Source organism: Streptomyces sp. NPDC040405 (assembly GCF_055595765.1).
The window spans coordinates 209,233-225,465 of sequence record NZ_JBVIVI010000005.1; the positions used below are offsets into that span (position 1 = coordinate 209,233).

Sequence of the window (16,233 nt, forward strand, 5' to 3'; positions counted from 1 at the left end):
CCAGGCAGTTACCGTCCGCGAACAGGACAGTTTTACCTGGAGGGCAGGTCTGGGCAGACCTACCGTCAGAGTCCGCGGGCGCAGGGGAGACTGCCGTATGCCGAAACAGCGGAACACCAGGCTGGAGGCGCTGCTGCTGGAGTTCGGCTACACCCACCAGCAGCTGGCCGACGAAGTCAACCGGATCGCAGAAGACCTGCTCGGCAAGCCAGGGACATGCACCGACCGCCATGTCCGCCGCTGGGTCGCGGGAGACGTGCGGTGGCCTTGGGCGCAGTACCTTCTCCCGCTACAAGAGATCTTCGGCCGCATCCCCGAGGCGATGGGCTTCGTGCCGCGAGGCAAGTCTTCACGCGTCCCCACTCCTCCGCGGCGGCCGACACCCGTGAAGGAGGTGCGACCCGTGCGGCGCAGAGAATTCATCACGGCCGGACTGGCCGCCGCCGTCGGCCTGGACACCATCCCTGCTGCCGGACGGCTGGGAAGCGCGGACGTCGACCGCATGCGTCGGATCGTCCCGGCTCTCTACGCACACGACCACGCCCTCGGGGGCGGCGCACTCCACTCCGTCGCCACAGAAGCCCTCCACCGTGTGCGCGATGCCGTGAACCGCTGCAGCTACGGCGAACGCGTGGAGAAGCAGCTCTACACCGCCGCTGGCGATCTGGCCGCGTCGGCAGGCTGGTTCGCCTACGACGCGGGTCACCAGGGTGAGGCGACAGCCCTCTACAACGAGGCGCTACAGGCCGCGATTCTCGCCGGAGACGGCTCTTTGCAGGCCCGGGTCTGGTCGAATCTGGCGATGCAAGCTCGGCTGCTCGGGCGCGACCAGGAGGCGGTACGTATCGGCCGTGCCGCCGTGGAAACTCGGCAGGCCAAGCGCGATCCGTGGCTCATGACACTGCTGCACTGCCGCCAGGCCGTCGGGCACGCGCGAGTCAGGGAACGCTCCCGGGCCGAGCGCTCGTTGGCCCGTGCCGAAGCCACGTACGACCGTGCTTCGGGCCAACCGGAAGCGTGGCTGGCGTTCCTCACCGCGGCCGAACTGGCCGGTCTGGCGGGCGCGGCGCACCAGGCTCTCGGCCGACATCGCCGAGCCCAAGAGCTCACCGCTTCCGCACTGGACATGCTGGAACCGTGCTTTGAACGCAACCGGTTCTACTACACGGTCCAGCGTGCCCAGGCTCTCCTGGACAGCGGTGAAGTGGAGGAGGCCGTTGCGGAGGCTTCCCGCGCCTCCTCCATGAACGATCGGGTCCAGAGCGAACGAGTGCGAGACAGGTTCGCGGACTTACGACGCGCTATCGGCCGCCACCAACGCGTATCGGCGGCGGCGGACTTCTTACAGCAGACACGGCACATGGAGGCGTGACATGCAAGGCTTGACGATCGAGTGCCGTGACGCTGCTGGACTTGCCGAGATTCGCCCCGAACTGCTGGCCGTGTACGCGAATGTGTACGCCGACCGGCTGGGCGAGGAGTTCCACAGCGTGGACCGCTTCGATGAACGCCTGGGATGGAACACGGAAGTTCCCGGCTTCAGCGCGGCCGTCGGCTATGCGTCCGGAACACCGGTCGGCTGTGCCTTTGGCTGCACGTTGCAGCCAGATACTCGCTGGTGGAGCGGGCTACGGACATCGGTGGCGGATGAAGCCGTGACGGAGACGGGGAGCCGTACATTCGCCCTCTCGGAGCTGATGGTGGTCGAGAGCGGCCGCGGAACCGGGGCGGCCAAACGGATCCACGACGAGCTGCTGCGACCCCGGAACGAAGAGCGGGTGACCCTGCTCGTCGAGCGCGCGCACCCGCGGGTTCGTCTGAGGTATGAGGAGTGGGGTTACCAGTGGCTGGGGGAGGTACTTCCTTTCCCCGACGCCCCGCTGTACGACGCGATGGTGCTGCCTCTCCACTGACACGATGAAAGTCCTCTTGCCTTGGCTAGGAGCCAGACGGGCGCCCAACCAGGCCGTCAGCCGCACGGCACGACCGTGACCTCCACATTCGGGCGACCGGCCGCTGCCTGTTCCAGCGCCGACAGCCAGCGAGTTACAACCTTCTCTACGGGTTCAAGGCGCCGTGCAAGCGCGGCCCGGCGGCCGGGCCGCCGCTCCTGTCTCCGCCCCGCTCCGGCCCGACCGCCGAGCCGCGCGCCAGCAGCAAGCACCTTGGCTGAGGAGAAGAGCGCCATCGTGGCTAGGGCGGGCGGCACTCCGAGGCTTTAGGCAGCCACCATGGAGCGAGCCTCTAAGATCATGGCCCCAACGTCGTGCTTAGCGGGCAGGTCCACAGACTGCCCGACGCGCCGGAAGCTTACGGGGCCATGATCTCTCGCTCCATGGCAGCTCCCGCCCAATGCCTCGAAGCACCGCCCGCGTGGCTATCTATGCGATCTGGCTGTCAAGCAAGTTCGCTAGGCCACCCCGACGGAGGATCCCCAGTCGCCCTCACCAAGCATGGACATTATTCTCCAATCATGCGGCTGCTCATCGTATGCAAAATCGGCGATATGGAATATGGCGCTTTTAAAAATATATGCCAGCTCATCGGCTGGGTCCCCTTGGATCAGGAGTTCGCAACACAAAAATGCGAAGAAGTAATAGAAAAGCTCCCGGCCACCGTGCAGGGGCAAGTCAGGGCTGGAAACCCTTTTGTCATCAAGACGGGATCAGGGCCACTCTGGGGAATCGCCTCAATGGAATTCTCCAGGCATGTGCGCTTCAGAATTCTAGGCGATTCCATCAACGCCCTCAAGGAGGAAGCAGAAAATATCGTAAGAGGCTTTTCCGATGGCGTCGAAAATTATATAAAAGGAGGGAATGGGAAAACATCGGAATCTGCCCGCGAGGGCATTGAATGTGAGTTCATCCCAGCCGTAACCATCCGGCGACCTGACAGCGAGGAAGACCTCCAGATAGGCGCCATTGAGAACGCGCCGCAAGTTTCACTGACCTCGTACATAAGGCATCGACGCCAGCGTGAGCGTTTCGTAGTCATTGCGCTGGCATTCATCACTTTGGCTCTTGTAACTTGCTCGGTGGTGGCCTACTGGAAAGGCGACGACAAGCATGGCTGGGGTACCTATTGGCGAAATTACTTGGATCGAGGCGTCACCGCAACAATAGTCGCCACGCTAACCATCCTCATCAATGTGATATTCGAATACAGAGAGTGGAAAACCTCTAGGTATAGAGTCCACTGGACCCCCTAGTTGTCACGATCGCAACGATGCTGCGCATTACGCAGCTCATGTGAAGCTTCTATCCAGAGCCCTGTGAAGGGCGCTGGCCACGGACAACCATTCAATGATCTCATCAAGATCAAAATTTGGATCTGAGGGCCTATGGGCACGGGGATTACGTGCCGCGCGATACAGCGCCATCCCAAGGTGCATGTAACCCTCTTGCTCGCTTGCCTCTGAATTGGTCAAGCCAGCATTTATTGCAATAGGTCCATTCTTGCTGAGAGTTTTAGAGACCAGGGAGAAACCATCGTCGTCCAGGCCACTCAACTGCCTGAGTCGAGCGCCTACACTTTTGCAGGCTTCTTCGACCGCCTCATCGCCGTGTCCGCTCAAAATTCTTGCCAGCGAAGCAGATTTGATAGCAGGGTGCAGGTGCTGGAGACGGATCCTCAAGTCATCCCGGCCGCGCCTATCAGGCGAATTGCCCTCTGATTGAGGGTGATTAATTTCCTGCAGAATGAAAGATTGCAGGCCGCGAACAAGATCCTCGCATACTTTTTTGACAGGCCCTGATGCATATACCCACGAGGTGGCCCTCTGGCTTTTAGCGAAGGTGACTGAAATATGCATCCCCGAGTCATCGTCGTCATCGAAACGTGAGATGCTCACCTCCGTCACATCTCGATGATCTTCACCCAGGCCGATTTGCGCGTCAATTAATGAGCTGTAGCTTCCGTACAGATTTTGCTTTCCTTCGACCGATATCTGTGTTTCCGCACCAGGCCACTGACTCGTGACTCGCTCTACTTCGCGAATGGTTTTATCAATCAGATTCCAGTTCTGGTGATGTCCATGCGGAACCAGGGCATCGGCCGAAAAATCTCTCCGCGCCATTAACTACCTGCCTACCAAGTTGTAAACGTGTTCCATTGCATGCATTCTACCGATGTTGAGTGCTGTAGCACAGTCGCGATCGCGCATGGTCACTCCGCTTCGGCACGCCTGGTGTCAGATGTCGGCCCCAATAGGAACGCGTGTGCCAGCCAGTCGTATGAGTCAGGTCAGAGGGGTAGCGTTGATGTCACCTGCTGACTTCGACATTCCCGCGCGCTCCAAGCCGTGCCCGAGGCCTGTCCGATCGAGAGGTGAACCACGATCAACCAGGGTCCTAAGCGTGCCCCGGCTCGACACGGCAGAACATGCGTTCCAGCAGGTCAGAGCACGTTTCGCGCGCGCCAGACTCGGTGATTCCCAAGCTCAGGGTTCGTTACAGAGGGCATAGGCAGGTCGAGAGTGCTCCCCTCCCTGGCCCGGCTCGAACGGGCTGGTCCCCTCCACAACGGGTCGGCGCTATGGGGAACTTCGCACCGGCCGACGCAGGGCCGCTTGCAGAGTACTGTTCGACTGGCGTTCTGACATCACCAATTGACATCAACGGCGGCAGACGTCGGCGGCAGTCGGTGCACCACAGCCACCTCTCACCCGCCAGCCAGGTCCAGCCCGGGGCGGCCCGGCCTGTGATCGAACTTGTAAAGCGAAGGTCGTCGGTTCGAACCCGACAGTCGGCTCTGCGCCTGCACACGGCCAACGCCCCGGACGGTCTCCCGTCCGGGGCTTCTGACATCTTCGGCCGACAGCAATCAGCGTGAGCGCTGTGTTCCGCCGCGCTCTGTGGGCGATCCAGACAGCGCTGGTGACACGCTGAGCCCTGCGTCGGCGAAGACCGAGGACGGCGGCGCGGTCGGACAGTTCGAACGTGGCCGGGTGGAGATCACGCCCGATGGGGTCTGCCGCCTGTCGAGAGGGCGTTGGACAGCACAGATCGACTAACCCGTGCCTGAGCTCCGATGGAGTGTGCGCATCGGGGCTCAGGCGCCTGCTGGGCCGTTCGTCTGAGGCCGCGGCTCCGGTGGCCGTGCGCAACTCATGGTCGACTCGGTATGCCGGTCACCGGGAGTCTCCCGCGCCGATCTCGCTGATCAGGCTTTGGACGCGGGTGCGGATCTCGTCGCGGATCGGCCGTACCGCCTCGACGCCCTGCCCAGCCGGATCATCGAGCTTCCAGTCCAGGTAGGTCTTCCCGGGGAAGTAGGGGCAGGCGTCGCCGCAGCCCATGGTGATGACGACATCGGAGGCTCGGACGGCTTCGGCGGTCAGGACCTTCGGGATCTCTGCTGTGATGTCGATTCCGACTTCTGCCATCGCCTCGACCACGGCGGGATTGACGTGTTCGGCGGGTGCCGAACCGGCGGAGCGGACTTCGATGTGGTCGCCCGCGAGGTGAGTGAGGAAGGCGGCGGCCATCTGGGAGCGGCCCGCGTTGTGGACGCAGACGAACAGCACGGACGGCTTCTCGGGGTCAGACAAGGGTGGAACCTTCCTGGGCGGGCGTGTGTTCGGCGGTCGCGGCGGTGGGCTGCGGGAAGTAGCGGCGGGCGGCCAGCGCCACGTAGACGAGGCCGATCAGGACGGGGACCTCGATGAGCGGGCCGACGACTCCGGCCAGGGCTTGCCCGGAGGAGGCGCCGAAGGTGGCGATGGCAACGGCGATGGCGAGTTCGAAGTTGTTGCCCGCAGCGGTGAAGGCCAGCGTGGTCGAGCGTGCGTAGTCCAGGCCAACGGCCTTGCCCAGCGCCATGGACCCCGCCCACATCACGGCGAAGTAGACCAGGAGCGGCACCGCGATCCGGACCACGTCCATCGGCTGTGAGGTGATCGCGTCACCTTGGAGGGCGAACAGGACCACGATCGTGAACAGCAGCCCGTAGAGGGCGAAGGGGCCGATCCTGGGGATGAGCTTGGTCTCGTACCAGGCCCGGCCCTTGGCCTTCTCGCCGAGACGTCGCGTGAGGAATCCGGCCACCAGGGGGATGCCGAGGAAGATCAGCACGCTGCGGGCGATCTCCCACACGCTGATGTCGAGACCGGTCTGTTCCAGGCCGAGCCAGCCGGGCAGCACGGTGAGGTAGAACCAGCCGAGCGCGGAGAAGGCGATCACTTGGAAGACGGAGTTCAGGGCGACGAGGACGGCGGCGGCTTCACGGTCGCCGCAGGCCAGGTCGTTCCAGATGATGACCATGGCGATGCAGCGGGCGAGGCCGACGATGATCAGTCCCGTGCGGTACTCCGGCAGGTCCGGCAGGAGGAGCCAGGCGAGCGCGAACATGATCGCCGGGCCGAGGACCCAGTTCAGTACGAGCGAGGGGATCAGCAGGCGTCGGTCCCGGGTGACGGTGCCGAGGCGGTCGTAGCGGACCTTGGCCAGGACCGGGTACATCATCACCAGCAGGCCAAGCGCGATCGGCAGGGAGACGCCGGTGACGGTCACCTTCGCCAGGGCGTCACCGAGCCCGGGAACGAGCCGTCCCAGGCCCAGTCCAGCGGCCATCGCCAGCAGGATCCACACCGCGAGGAAGCGGTCCACGAACGACAGGCGCGCGGCAACCGGCGCCGTCATGGATTCGGCGGTCATCAGGCGTCCACCGCCGTCCCGGCACGGTCGGGCAGCGGCTGCCCGGCGGGACGGGTGAGGATCCCGGCGAGCCGGTCGGTCATCTCCGGCAGCAGCCAGTAGTAGACCCAAGTGCCCCGGCGCTCGCAGTCGATCAGCCCGGCCTGCCGGAGCAGCTTCAGGTGATGGGAGATCGTCGGCTGCGAGAGGTCGAAGGCAGGGGTGAGGTCACAGACGCAGACCTCGCCCCCGGCCCGGGAGGCGATCATCGACAGCAGCCGGAGCCGGATCGGATCGCCCAGTGCCTTGAACACCTTCGCCAGCTCGACCGACTGCGCTTCGTCCAGCGGGGCGGTCAGCAGTCCCGGGCAACAGCCGTCAACGCTGTCCTGGCCCATCGCCGTGAGGTCTTGTTTCGACATGTTTCTATGTTGACGTCTTTCGATCCAAGGCGCAATCTTGAATCGAAGGACATCGATGTAACGAGATGGGAGATGGTTATGTCTCGTGTTCAGCTCGCCCTTAACGTGCCCGACCTTGACGCTTCGGTGGAGTTCTACTCGAAGCTCTTCGGTGTGGAGCCAGCCAAGCGCCGTCCGGGCTACGCCAACTTCGCGATCACCGAGCCGCCGCTGAAGCTGGTCCTGATCGAGGGCGAGGCGGACCAGGAAACCCGGCTCGATCACCTCGGGGTGGAGGTCGCATCCACCGGCCAGGTCAACGCCGCCACTGACCGACTCAAGAACGCAGGGCTCGCCACCTTCGAGGAAGACGACACCTCCTGCTGCTACGCCCTCCAGGACAAGGTCTGGGTACACGGCCCCGGTAAGGAGCCGTGGGAGGTCTACGTCGTCAAGGGGGACACCGACCAGATGGGCGCGAGCGCGGCACTCGACACCGCCGACGCATGCTGCGCCAGCGAGCCTGCCCCGACGGAGGCCCCCCAGGCCGCCACGAGCAGCGAACGCTGAGGTGACGACCGGACCCGTTTGGCTGCACACCAGGTGAGGGCGTGATCACCTGTCGTTAGAAAGAGAACGTCATCTTGCCATCCCGGTTGACCAGCATGACCGCTGATGCCGGTGATGCGCCGCTTCACTCCAGCGCTGAGGAAGGCGTAACGATGAGGTTCATTTCGCGGTCCGGCGCCATGACCGTCGTGGTCGGTACGGGGCTCTCCCTCGCGGTCCTGCCGACCGGGTCGGTCAGTGCCGCCGAAGGCATCCGAGTGGGGTGCAACGACATCCCCGGCCTGGTGAACGCGATCAACCAGGCCAACACCAGCGGCGGTCGCATCACCCTCGCGTCCCGCTGCACCTACACACTGACCACACCCGACAACCCCGACGATGGGCTCCCCGAGATCACCGGGGACGTGACCATCTCCGGCAAGAACAGCACCATCCGACGCGACCCGGACGCCACGGAAAGCTTCCGTATCTTCCACGTCGTATCCGGTGGCACGCTCAGCCTGAAGTCGCTCACGGTCCGCGGCGGCCTCAGTAGCGACTCCGGCGGCGGGGCCCTCAACGAGCAGGGCACGCTGAACCTGAACGACACCGTCTTCAAGGACAACTCCGCGGATACCGGTGGCGGCATCTCCAACAACGGTGGACAGCTCAACCTCAACCGCACCACCGTCGAGCGCAATACCGCAGCCAGCTTCGGCGGCGGAGTCCTTAATACCGGTAACGGCACAACGACGATGAAGGGCGGCACCCTGCTCAAGAACCGGGCGGTCACCAGCAATGGTGGCGGTTTCGAGAACCAACTAGGTACCGCGTCTCTGGAGTCCGTATCGATCAGGGGCAACACCGGCATTGAGGGTGGTGGCATCCGCAACGTGAACGCCTCCACCCTGAACCTGAAGTCGACCACTCTCAAAAACAACATCGCTGTGAGAGGCGCGGGCCTCTCAAACCTCTCCACCACCTTCGGCACCGCCACCGCCACATTGGTCGACAGCCTGGTCACTCGTAACACGGCGATCACCGCCGGTGGCGGCATCGACAACCAGTCGGGTCAGGTGACGCTCACCAACACCAAGGTCGTCAACAACACCCCGGACAACTGCGCCCCCGAAGGCAGCGTCCCCGGATGCACCAACCCCACCGGGACTCTTGACCTGCCCCCCACTCAAGGGCTCCAGTCTGACGACGACGTCGAAGACCCCGAGTGAGCCGCCTACCACGATGACCAAGACGGGCGGGACTCCCACTTACCGGGTCCCGCCCCGTCTGCACGCCCTCCGACTGCTCGCTGAGCTGGTGGCCTGACGGCAGTCGTTGACGGCAATGGGGGTGCACATCGCCGTATCGCGAGACTCGTCCGCGGTCCTGGTCGAGGTCATCCATCCGAAGATCAACAACGCCTCCAGATCTGCACGGTCAGCATCGGGAACAGCCGCATCCGTTCATCCCGCCGATCGCAGTGACTGCTCCCAGGCAGGAGTACGGCCGGGCTCACGTCTCCGACCGGGCGGCTGCCGAGCGGCGGCTACCGGATGGCGCCGCCCGCCGGGCTCGGCGAACGTCTACGGGAACACCCCGTAGGCCGACACCTTGGAGGGGGAGTGCGGGGTGGCGGTCCACTCTCCTCGTAGGGCGGCAGATGCTCAATGGCCTGGGATCACGGCAGAGCTGGGGCCCGCGGAACGCTCACCGCATCCTGGGGGCCAGCAGCTCCACCGCCCGCTCCCACCGGAACCGCTCGCGGCCTCCGCCCGCCTTCGGCTGGTGCGGTTCGTAGTCGGCGACGAGCACGCCCATCTCGTCGCGCAGCCGCGCCAGGCTCTGCCGGTAGGCGGGGTGTGCGGCCTGCGCGGCGTTGAGGTACGGCAGGACGGCGATCGGGATGCCCAAGCCGTACGCCTCGCACAGCACGCCCACGGCCAGGGTGTCCGAGATGCCCGCGGCCCATTTGTTGATCGTGTTGAACGTCGCCGGGGCGACGGCGATCGCGTCCGGGGGCGGGAGGGGCCGCGGGTCGCCGGGGGAGCGCCAGGCCGAGCGGATCGGGTAGCCGGTCTGGGCCTCGACGGCTGGGGCGTCGAGGAAGCCGAGGCCCTGCGGCGTGGCGATCACGCCCACGTCCCAGCCCTGGTCCTGCGCCGCGTTGACCAGCTTGCCGACGTCATCGGCGATTCCGGCCGCACAGACCACGACGTACAGGAACGCCTTCTTCCGCTCGCTCACGCGGGGACTCCCAGTCTTCGGCCAGCCTTCCTTGCTGACTGTACGCACGGGTGGCGTCGCCCCACAGGGCTGGCCCGGCGCCGGACGGTCTCCGGCCTACGGGGCGCCAACGGGCCGACCACGCCGTAGGGTTCCGGGAATGGTGACTGCGACTGTGCGCGAGTGGCGTGAGGAGGAGGGGTGGGGTGTGCTCGACTGCGTCGAGACTCCAGGCGGCTGTTGGGGGCACTTTTCGAGCATCGAGATGGCGGGGTTCCGCACCCTGTCGGCAGGGCAGCAGGTCGACCTCGAATGGGAAGCGCCCGGCTTCGAACAGGATGGGTACGAGTACCGCGCGGTGCGCATCGTTCCTCAGCCTGGCTGACGGCATGGTGATGGGGTCAGCCGAGCTTGAGCAGGAGTTCGGTCAGCTCGGTCGGCATGGTGATCATGCAGTCGTGGCCGGTGGCCAGTTCCCAGACCTGGGACGGGCTGCCGTTGGGCTGGGTTGGGGGGACGGGGCGGCGGGGCCAGCCTTTGGGCTCGTCGACCACGCAGTGGATGTGCGTACGGGGGATCGTGTTCACGGCCGGGTTGTCCAGGCGGACCGGTTGCTGGAGGCAGCGGACCGACTGGTCCGACAGGGTCGTGCGCAGCCAGGCGGCGTCTGCCGGGTCGGTGATCCCGAACAGACCGGTGGGCGGCGGCATTTCGGGTAGCGGGGGGACGCGCCAGCCGCTCTCGGAACGGAGGGCGCGGTCGATCAGGTCCTGGGTTACGGGCATGACATCGGCCGCGCTCTCGCCGTCCTCCGGGACCATCGCGTCGAGGTAGACCAGGTGCGCGATCCGGTCCGGGAGCCGGTTGGCCGCTGAGGAGATGACCAGACCGGCGTAGCTGTGGCCTACGAGGATCACGTCGGTGAGGTCCTCGTCGGTGATCAGCTTGACGATGTCGTCGGCGTGCGTGTCGAGCCCCACCTCGCGGCTGAGCAGGTGCGCCCGGTCGCCGTGGCCGGTCAGCGACGGTGCGAGCACGCGGTGTCCGGCGGACGTCAGCAACGGGACCACGCGTTCCCAAGCCCGGCCGCTGTGCCAGGCGCCGTGGACCAGCAGATACGTTGACATGGGTGTCGCTCCTCGGGTCGGAGGGTCGGATCGGTGGGCTGCCGCTTACGCTGCCGTCCGGGCGCCGGGCGAGCCAGAGTCCCCGCGTTCCTGGGGGTGGCAGGACCAGGCACGTGCGCGGCGGCGCGATTACCGTCGACGCATGCGCGACGAACCGAACCTGCTGGGCGATTACGTACGTGCCCGACGCGAGCTCGTCACTCCTGAGCAGGCCGGTATCCCCGCCGTGGGGCTACGGCGCGTGCCGGGGCTGCGCCGGGAGGAGGTCGCGATGCTCGCGGGCATCAGCGCCGACTACTACCTGCGCCTGGAACAGGGCCGCGACCGCAATCCGTCCGTGCAGGTCCTGGAGTCGCTCGCCCGCGTGCTGCGGCTCGACGACGAGGCGACGGCGCACCTGTTGCGCCTCGGCGCCGCCAAACCGCGGCGGCAACGGCGCCGGCCCCGGCGGGAGACCGTCCCACCGGGCATCGCGCAGCTCGTCGCGACGCTCCCGCTCCCCGCACACGTCGAGGGCCGCTACTTCGACGTACTCGCCGCCAACGCCTTGGCGACCGCCCTGTCGCCGCGCCTCGTGGTGGGCGCCAACCGCCTGCGCGACCTGTTCCTCGACCCCGCCGAGCACGCGCTCTACCCGGACTGGGAGAGCGCGACCGTGGACCTGGTCGCCGGTTTCCGCGAGTCCGTCGGCGCCGATTTGGACGACCCCCGCTTCATCGAGCTGGTCGGTGAACTCTCCCTCGCCAGCCCTCGCTTCAGCCGCCTCTGGGCCCGGCACGACGTACGAGCGTGCGCGGGCGCGGCCATGCGCTTGGATCATCCCCAGGTCGGTGGCCTGCGACTGAAGATGGAGCGGCTGGGCCTCAGCGCCGCGCCCGGCCAGCTGCTCGTCATCCACCACCCGGCTCCCGGCACCGACAGCGCCGACAAGCTGGCGCTCCTCGCCTCCGCCATCCAGACGCGAGCGGATGCCGACTGTGAGGCGTCTGCCCGCCGGGGGAGTTGACGGCGGCCCGCGGCGAACGCGGGCGTGTGCGCGCGGCGGAATCAGGCGTGGGGAACGTTGCCGAGGATGTTCTCGCGGCCCCAGGCGCCGAGTGGGGCCAGGGCCTCGTTGAGGGAGACGCCGAGTGGCGTCAGGGAGTACTCGACGCGGGGCGGTACCTCGTCGTACGCCTCGCGGTGCACGATGCCGTCCAGCTCCAGTTGCCGTAGATGGTCGGTGAGGACCTTCTCGGTCACGCCGGGCAGTTCCCTGCGGAGTTCGCCGAAGCGGTGCGGGCGGACGTGGAGCGCCCAGAGGATCAGGACCTTCCACTTGCCGCCGATCAGGTCCATCGCCGCGTCGATCCCGCATACGTACGATCCCGGCCGCCGCGTGGCGCGCATGGCTTCCCCACCCTGTCCCTGATGTCGGGGTAACTACCCACTTCAAAGTGGGTACTTGAGTATCCCAGTGTGCGGCGACGAGTCTGAGCGGCATGAGACATGACGCGAAGAAGATCACTGTGATCGGCCTTGGGGCGATGGGCACCGCGCTCGCTCGGGCGTGGCTGGGCGCCGGGTACGACGTGACCGTGTGGAACCGGACCGGGAGTCGTGCCGAGGCGCTTGCCGGGGAGGGGGCGCGGGTCGCGGGGACGGTCTCCGAGGCGGTGGGGGCGAGCGGGCTCGTGGTGGTCTGTCTGCTCGATGACGCCTCGGTGGGCGAGGTGTTGGCCGATGTCGGTCTGAGGGGCGTGGATCTGGTCAACATCACTACGAGCACCCCCGGTCAGGCCCGGGAGCGGGCCGAGTGGGCGGGCGCGCGCGGGGCTCGATATGTGGACGGCGGGATCATGGCCGTTCCGCCGATGATCGGTTCGCCGGAGTCCGGGGCGTACGTCTTCTACAGCGGATCGCAGGAGCTGTTCGCGGCTCACCGTGAGGCGCTGGCCGTCCCGGCGGGCACCCGGTACGTCGGTGAGGACGCTGGGTCGGCTGCTTTGCATGACGCGGCGCTGCTGAGCGCCATGACCGGCATGTTCGCCGGGGTGTCGCACGCCTTCGCGCTGATGCGCGGGACGGCCATGCCCGGGACGCCCATGCGCGGGACGGAGGTCGCGCCGAAGGAGTTCGCGGCCCTGCTCATCGAGTGGCTCACCGCCATGGCCCCGTACGCGAACGGGGTCGCCACGCACCTGGAGACCGGCGACTACACCCTCGGTGTGACGTCGAACCTCGCCATGATGGTGGAGGGCAACGGGACGCTGCTGCGGACCGCCGAGGAGCAGGGCGTCAGTGCGGAGTTGCTCAGTCCGTTCATGAGGCTGATGGAACGGCGCCTCGCCGCGGGACACGGCGACGAGGGCACGACCGGGGTGATCGACCTGCTACGCCACTGAGCGGGAGCCGAGCCGGATTACGCCGCGCGGCCGAAGGTGCGGAGTCTGGTGAAGGAGGAGTCCAGCCCCCGCTTCAGCAGCCGCGCCGCCGGGCGTTCCACGAACCGGTGCACCAGCCAGCTCAGGACCAGGAAGCCGCCGATGACGAGGGCGATGAGCAGCCGGGGGTCCATGGTGTCGCGCAGGCGGCTGATCAGCGAGACACCGGCGACGTAGTGCATCAGGTAGAGCGGGTACGTCAGACAGCCCGCGGTGACCAGCCACTTCCAGCGGACGCGGTCGGTGAAGCCGAGCGCGACGGCCACCATGATGAGCAGGAACACCGTGAAGATCAGGACGGCGCCGCGCCAGCTGGAGACGTCTTCGTACGCGACCCGCAGCGCCAGCTCGCGCTGGCCCATCAGCCACGCCATGGCGAGGATCCCCCAGAGCAGCAGGTCCTGGCCGAAGCGGTGCATGAGGTAGAGGGCGAGGCCCGCGATGAAGTACCAGGCGCCGCTCGGGTCGGCGGCCAGGACCAGGAGCGGGAACTTGGACACGGGGGCGAGCATCGCGGCCGCGCCCCATACGCAGCAGAAGACGACGACTCTGCGGTAGGTCAGGCCCATGGCGACCACGACCATGAAGAGCAGGTAGAACCGCAGCTCCGACCAGAGGGTCCAGTAGACGAGGTCGACATCGGGCACGTTGGAACCCGACTGCAGCATGGTGAAGTTGAGCAGGATGTCCCGCCCCGGGGGCCGTTCCCATACGCCCGGCAGGGCGATCATGGAGACGGTGGTGAAGGCCACGCCGACCCAGTACGCGGGGTAGAGGCGGATCACGCGGGAGACGAAGAAGTCCTTCGGAGTGCGGCCCCAGCACGACATGCAGATGACGAAGCCGCTGATCACGAAGAAGATCTCCACGCCGATCCAGCCGAAGGAGGCGAAGTGGAACAGCGTGGGCATGATCTCGGAGGCGGGCCGGTCCCAGATCGCGTTGCCCGGCTGGTTGGCCCGGTTGGTGCCGGCGTAGTGGTGGAGGGCCACCATGAGCGCGGCGACCAGGCGGATGCCGTCGACGACGTACAGCCGGGGGCGGGACCGGCCGCCGCGGACGACCTTTCGCGGCGTACGCGTACGACGGGTCGGGTCCGGACCCGGACCCGGACCCGACTCCGGGTCCGCCCGCGGGCCGCGCGGTGGCGGTTCGGCCACGGCGACGCCACCGTGTCCGAGCGAGTCGACGGCTGGGGGAAGCGGCTGCTGAAACCTGCCCTGCATCAGACCTGCGTCATCCTCACGAGGGGGAAACGGCGGAACCTCCGGGCGCGAACGGCCACGGGCGATTCACGCTACGTCCCGCCGGGACCGCCCGGCCCGGACAGACGGGGGCGATTCGGATAGCGCGGAGGGGGCGTTCCGGAAACGCTCGTGGGTGCGCCGTGCAGTGTTCTCCGTCGCTTCACTCACCTCGCCCGGCTGTCGGTGGCTGCGGCTAGCGTGTTCTCCCATGGATGTTGCTGATCTTGCCAGGCCCGACCGGCTGTGGTCGGCGGGGGAGGTGCTGGCGCGGCCCAGCCCCGTGCCCGCGGAGGCCGGGGTCTACGGGTGGCATTTCGACGAGGCGCCCTCTCCGGAGCTGCACGCCGGGCGGCTCCTCTACGTGGGGATCGCGCCGCGGCGTATGGCGACCCGGGTCAGTACGCAGAACCTCCGCAAACGGGTGCGCTATCACTTCCGGGGAAACGCGGCGGGCTCCACGCTGCGGCTCACCCTGGGGTGCTTGCTGGGGCTGGAGCTGCGGAGGGTCGGCAGCGGCAAGCGCATGACGTTCGGGAAGGCCGGGGAGGCGGAGCTGAGCCAGTGGATGGCGGAGCACGCCCGGGTGTGCTGGGCGGCGTGTCCGGAACCGTGGGACGCGGAGTCCGACCTGATCAGTCGGCTGGATCTGCCGCTCAACCTCGACCAGAACCGGCACAACGGCTTTCACCCGCGACTCAAGGAGCTGCGGGCGCAGGCGCGACAGCGGGCGCGGGCGTTGCCGGTTTCGACGTGAGTGGGCGAAGGGGCGTCAGGGGTGGGCAGTTGTGATCCGCCGTGGTGCTTGATTGATCGATAGAAGTCAGGAGCGCATGGCGGGCAGGACGCGGGCGTAGGCTCGCGGCGGCTTCGCGTCGTCGCCTGCGTGGGAGGGGGTGTTTCGCGTTGACGGCTCAGCGGGCGCGAGCGTGCCAGGAGTGTTCATCCACCGGCGAGGCGGCCCGGCACCGCGGGTCCGGCCGGTCCGGCCGATCCGTGAAGCAGGAACCCGCGATGCCGGGCGACCGGCCGAAACCCCTGGAAAACGCGGAATCCCCGCCCTTCGCGGCGGGGAGGACGTCAAGGTGTGTCAGGAGCGTAGAGAGATGACCGAGCAGTCCTTCGCCCAGGACGGACCCCTGATCCCGATGCCGCTCCTCACCCCGTCGGCGCTGCGCGCGGCGGTCGCTCAGATCGCGCCCGGGGAGTTGCCGTCCTTCGTCGAGCATCTGGACCGGGCGGTCGAGCAGGCCGCGCGGAACGGCACGATCGCTCCGTTGCGCACGTTCCTCCAGTGGTGGGGCGAGTTCGTCGCCATCCAGCGGTACCCGCAGCGGGCCGCGCGGCTGCGGGAGTTGGAGGTCGTGGCGGAGGAGGCCACGGACCGGGAGGCCCTGGGCTCGGCACTGGCCGAGATGCGCCAGATCATGGACGCGGCGCACCGGGAGACGCCTGCGGTAGGGCGATAGCCGTCGCACATCTCGCCGGCGGCCAAGGGGTGTTGGCCGTGGTGTGTTCGCGCGGAGTCCGGCCGCCGAAATGCCTTGCGGGTGGGGGAGTGTAGGGGGAATCCCGGGGCGGGGTGGGTGCTTTTGTGCACTCCTGACGAACGCAGTTTTTTGCAGCAGGCAAAG

The 16,233-nt window shown here is 66.9% G+C and carries 18 protein-coding genes; 10 read left to right on the forward strand and 8 right to left on the reverse strand.

All coding sequences use genetic code 11. The annotated features are described in order from the left end of the window. The first annotated feature begins 97 nt into the window (after nt 1-97). From ACZ59A_RS22200 to ACZ59A_RS22210, 3 genes are all read left to right on the forward strand, one after another. Complete coding sequence (locus ACZ59A_RS22200; protein WP_470960907.1) at nt 98-1,372, forward strand: hypothetical protein; 1,275 nt, start codon at nt 98-100, stop codon at nt 1,370-1,372. Nucleotide 1,373: 1 nt separating this feature from the next. Beyond that, nucleotides 1,374-1,913, forward strand: a complete 540-nt coding sequence (locus ACZ59A_RS22205) for an N-acetyltransferase (RefSeq protein WP_470960909.1) — start codon at nt 1,374-1,376, stop codon at nt 1,911-1,913. A 560-nt stretch (nt 1,914-2,473) separates the two neighbouring features. Further along, nucleotides 2,474-3,208, forward strand: a complete 735-nt coding sequence (locus tag ACZ59A_RS22210) for a hypothetical protein (protein WP_470960911.1) — start codon at nt 2,474-2,476, stop codon at nt 3,206-3,208. Nucleotides 3,209-3,244: 36 nt separating this feature from the next. On the opposite strand, the gene ACZ59A_RS22215 is transcribed toward ACZ59A_RS22210, so the two are convergent. The 4 genes from ACZ59A_RS22215 to ACZ59A_RS22230 form a co-directional block, all read right to left on the reverse strand. Continuing rightward, a complete protein-coding gene (locus ACZ59A_RS22215) occupies nt 3,245-4,075 on the reverse strand; it encodes a TIGR02391 family protein (RefSeq protein ID WP_470960913.1) in 831 nt (276 codons plus the stop codon). Between the two features lie 1,053 nt (nt 4,076-5,128). Next, complete coding sequence (locus tag ACZ59A_RS22220) at nt 5,129-5,548, reverse strand: arsenate reductase ArsC (RefSeq protein ID WP_470960915.1); 420 nt, start codon at nt 5,546-5,548, stop codon at nt 5,129-5,131. After that, nucleotides 5,541-6,653 (reverse strand): ACR3 family arsenite efflux transporter, encoded by a 1,113-nt coding sequence (gene arsB, locus ACZ59A_RS22225; protein WP_470960917.1) that lies wholly within the window; start codon nt 6,651-6,653, stop codon nt 5,541-5,543. Before arsB ends, ACZ59A_RS22220 begins: the two co-directional genes overlap by 8 nt. Further along, a complete protein-coding gene (locus tag ACZ59A_RS22230) occupies nt 6,653-7,054 on the reverse strand; it encodes an ArsR/SmtB family transcription factor (protein ID WP_470960919.1) in 402 nt (133 codons plus the stop codon). Before ACZ59A_RS22230 ends, arsB begins: the two co-directional genes overlap by 1 nt. Before the next feature lie 78 nt (nt 7,055-7,132). Here ACZ59A_RS22230 and ACZ59A_RS22235 point away from each other — a divergent pair, with 78 nt between their 5' ends. Both ACZ59A_RS22235 and ACZ59A_RS22240 read left to right on the forward strand, forming a co-directional pair. Continuing rightward, complete coding sequence (locus tag ACZ59A_RS22235; RefSeq protein ID WP_470960921.1) at nt 7,133-7,603, forward strand: ArsI/CadI family heavy metal resistance metalloenzyme; 471 nt, start codon at nt 7,133-7,135, stop codon at nt 7,601-7,603. 95 nt (nt 7,604-7,698) lie between these two features. Beyond that, nucleotides 7,699-8,811: a hypothetical protein gene (locus ACZ59A_RS22240; RefSeq protein ID WP_470960923.1), complete on the forward strand. Its 1,113-nt coding sequence runs from the start codon at nt 7,699-7,701 to the stop codon at nt 8,809-8,811. A gap of 478 nt (nt 8,812-9,289) precedes the next feature. On the opposite strand, the gene ACZ59A_RS22245 is transcribed toward ACZ59A_RS22240, so the two are convergent. Beyond that, nucleotides 9,290-9,826 (reverse strand): flavoprotein, encoded by a 537-nt coding sequence (locus ACZ59A_RS22245; RefSeq protein ID WP_470960925.1) that lies wholly within the window; start codon nt 9,824-9,826, stop codon nt 9,290-9,292. A gap of 139 nt (nt 9,827-9,965) precedes the next feature. On the opposite strand from ACZ59A_RS22245, the gene ACZ59A_RS22250 reads away from it, so the two are divergent. Beyond that, nucleotides 9,966-10,190 carry a cold-shock protein gene (locus ACZ59A_RS22250; protein ID WP_470960927.1) on the forward strand — a complete coding sequence of 75 codons (225 nt, stop codon included), beginning with the start codon at nt 9,966-9,968 and terminating at the stop codon, nt 10,188-10,190. 16 nt (nt 10,191-10,206) lie between these two features. On the opposite strand, the gene ACZ59A_RS22255 is transcribed toward ACZ59A_RS22250, so the two are convergent. Beyond that, nucleotides 10,207-10,932: an alpha/beta fold hydrolase gene (locus tag ACZ59A_RS22255; protein WP_470960929.1), complete on the reverse strand. Its 726-nt coding sequence runs from the start codon at nt 10,930-10,932 to the stop codon at nt 10,207-10,209. Between the two features lie 142 nt (nt 10,933-11,074). Between ACZ59A_RS22255 and ACZ59A_RS22260 the strand changes: the two genes are divergently transcribed. Next, on the forward strand, nt 11,075-11,938 hold the full coding sequence (locus tag ACZ59A_RS22260; protein ID WP_470960931.1) for a helix-turn-helix domain-containing protein: 864 nt from the start codon (nt 11,075-11,077) through the stop codon (nt 11,936-11,938). Between the two features lie 41 nt (nt 11,939-11,979). Here ACZ59A_RS22260 and ACZ59A_RS22265 read toward each other — a convergent pair whose 3' ends face one another. Beyond that, nucleotides 11,980-12,321, reverse strand: a complete 342-nt coding sequence (locus ACZ59A_RS22265; RefSeq protein WP_470960933.1) for a winged helix-turn-helix transcriptional regulator — start codon at nt 12,319-12,321, stop codon at nt 11,980-11,982. Between the two features lie 92 nt (nt 12,322-12,413). On the opposite strand from ACZ59A_RS22265, the gene ACZ59A_RS22270 reads away from it, so the two are divergent. Beyond that, nucleotides 12,414-13,316: an NAD(P)-dependent oxidoreductase gene (locus ACZ59A_RS22270; protein ID WP_470960935.1), complete on the forward strand. Its 903-nt coding sequence runs from the start codon at nt 12,414-12,416 to the stop codon at nt 13,314-13,316. Between the two features lie 17 nt (nt 13,317-13,333). On the opposite strand, the gene ACZ59A_RS22275 is transcribed toward ACZ59A_RS22270, so the two are convergent. Continuing rightward, entirely contained in the window at nt 13,334-14,581 is a 1,248-nt protein-coding gene (locus ACZ59A_RS22275; protein ID WP_470960937.1) for an acyltransferase family protein, read from the reverse strand. Between the two features lie 229 nt (nt 14,582-14,810). Here ACZ59A_RS22275 and ACZ59A_RS22280 point away from each other — a divergent pair, with 229 nt between their 5' ends. Further along, nucleotides 14,811-15,356: a GIY-YIG nuclease family protein gene (locus ACZ59A_RS22280; protein WP_470960939.1), complete on the forward strand. Its 546-nt coding sequence runs from the start codon at nt 14,811-14,813 to the stop codon at nt 15,354-15,356. Nucleotides 15,357-15,705: 349 nt separating this feature from the next. Next, nucleotides 15,706-16,068 carry a hypothetical protein gene (locus ACZ59A_RS22285; protein WP_468049667.1) on the forward strand — a complete coding sequence of 121 codons (363 nt, stop codon included), beginning with the start codon at nt 15,706-15,708 and terminating at the stop codon, nt 16,066-16,068. The last annotated feature ends 165 nt before the right edge of the window (nt 16,069-16,233 follow it).

Excerpts from the sequence above, each read along its gene's own strand:
- ACZ59A_RS22200 (WP_470960907.1), top strand. The coding sequence starts at position 98 with ATGCCGAAACAGCGGAACACCAGGCTGGAGGCGCTGCTGCTGGAGTTC.
- ACZ59A_RS22205 (WP_470960909.1), top strand. The coding sequence starts at position 1,374 with ATGCAAGGCTTGACGATCGAGTGCCGTGACGCTGCTGGACTTGCCGAG.
- ACZ59A_RS22210 (WP_470960911.1), top strand. The coding sequence starts at position 2,474 with ATGCGGCTGCTCATCGTATGCAAAATCGGCGATATGGAATATGGCGCT.
- ACZ59A_RS22215 (WP_470960913.1), bottom strand. The coding sequence starts at position 4,075 with ATGGCGCGGAGAGATTTTTCGGCCGATGCCCTGGTTCCGCATGGACAT.
- arsB (WP_470960917.1), bottom strand. The coding sequence starts at position 6,653 with ATGACCGCCGAATCCATGACGGCGCCGGTTGCCGCGCGCCTGTCGTTC.
- ACZ59A_RS22230 (WP_470960919.1), bottom strand. The coding sequence starts at position 7,054 with ATGTCGAAACAAGACCTCACGGCGATGGGCCAGGACAGCGTTGACGGC.
- ACZ59A_RS22235 (WP_470960921.1), top strand. The coding sequence starts at position 7,133 with ATGTCTCGTGTTCAGCTCGCCCTTAACGTGCCCGACCTTGACGCTTCG.
- ACZ59A_RS22240 (WP_470960923.1), top strand. The coding sequence starts at position 7,699 with ATGACCGCTGATGCCGGTGATGCGCCGCTTCACTCCAGCGCTGAGGAA.
- ACZ59A_RS22250 (WP_470960927.1), top strand. The coding sequence starts at position 9,966 with ATGGTGACTGCGACTGTGCGCGAGTGGCGTGAGGAGGAGGGGTGGGGT.
- ACZ59A_RS22255 (WP_470960929.1), bottom strand. The coding sequence starts at position 10,932 with ATGTCAACGTATCTGCTGGTCCACGGCGCCTGGCACAGCGGCCGGGCT.
- ACZ59A_RS22260 (WP_470960931.1), top strand. The coding sequence starts at position 11,075 with ATGCGCGACGAACCGAACCTGCTGGGCGATTACGTACGTGCCCGACGC.
- ACZ59A_RS22265 (WP_470960933.1), bottom strand. The coding sequence starts at position 12,321 with ATGCGCGCCACGCGGCGGCCGGGATCGTACGTATGCGGGATCGACGCG.
- ACZ59A_RS22270 (WP_470960935.1), top strand. The coding sequence starts at position 12,414 with ATGAGACATGACGCGAAGAAGATCACTGTGATCGGCCTTGGGGCGATG.
- ACZ59A_RS22275 (WP_470960937.1), bottom strand. The coding sequence starts at position 14,581 with ATGCAGGGCAGGTTTCAGCAGCCGCTTCCCCCAGCCGTCGACTCGCTC.
- ACZ59A_RS22280 (WP_470960939.1), top strand. The coding sequence starts at position 14,811 with ATGGATGTTGCTGATCTTGCCAGGCCCGACCGGCTGTGGTCGGCGGGG.
- ACZ59A_RS22285 (WP_468049667.1), top strand. The coding sequence starts at position 15,706 with ATGACCGAGCAGTCCTTCGCCCAGGACGGACCCCTGATCCCGATGCCG.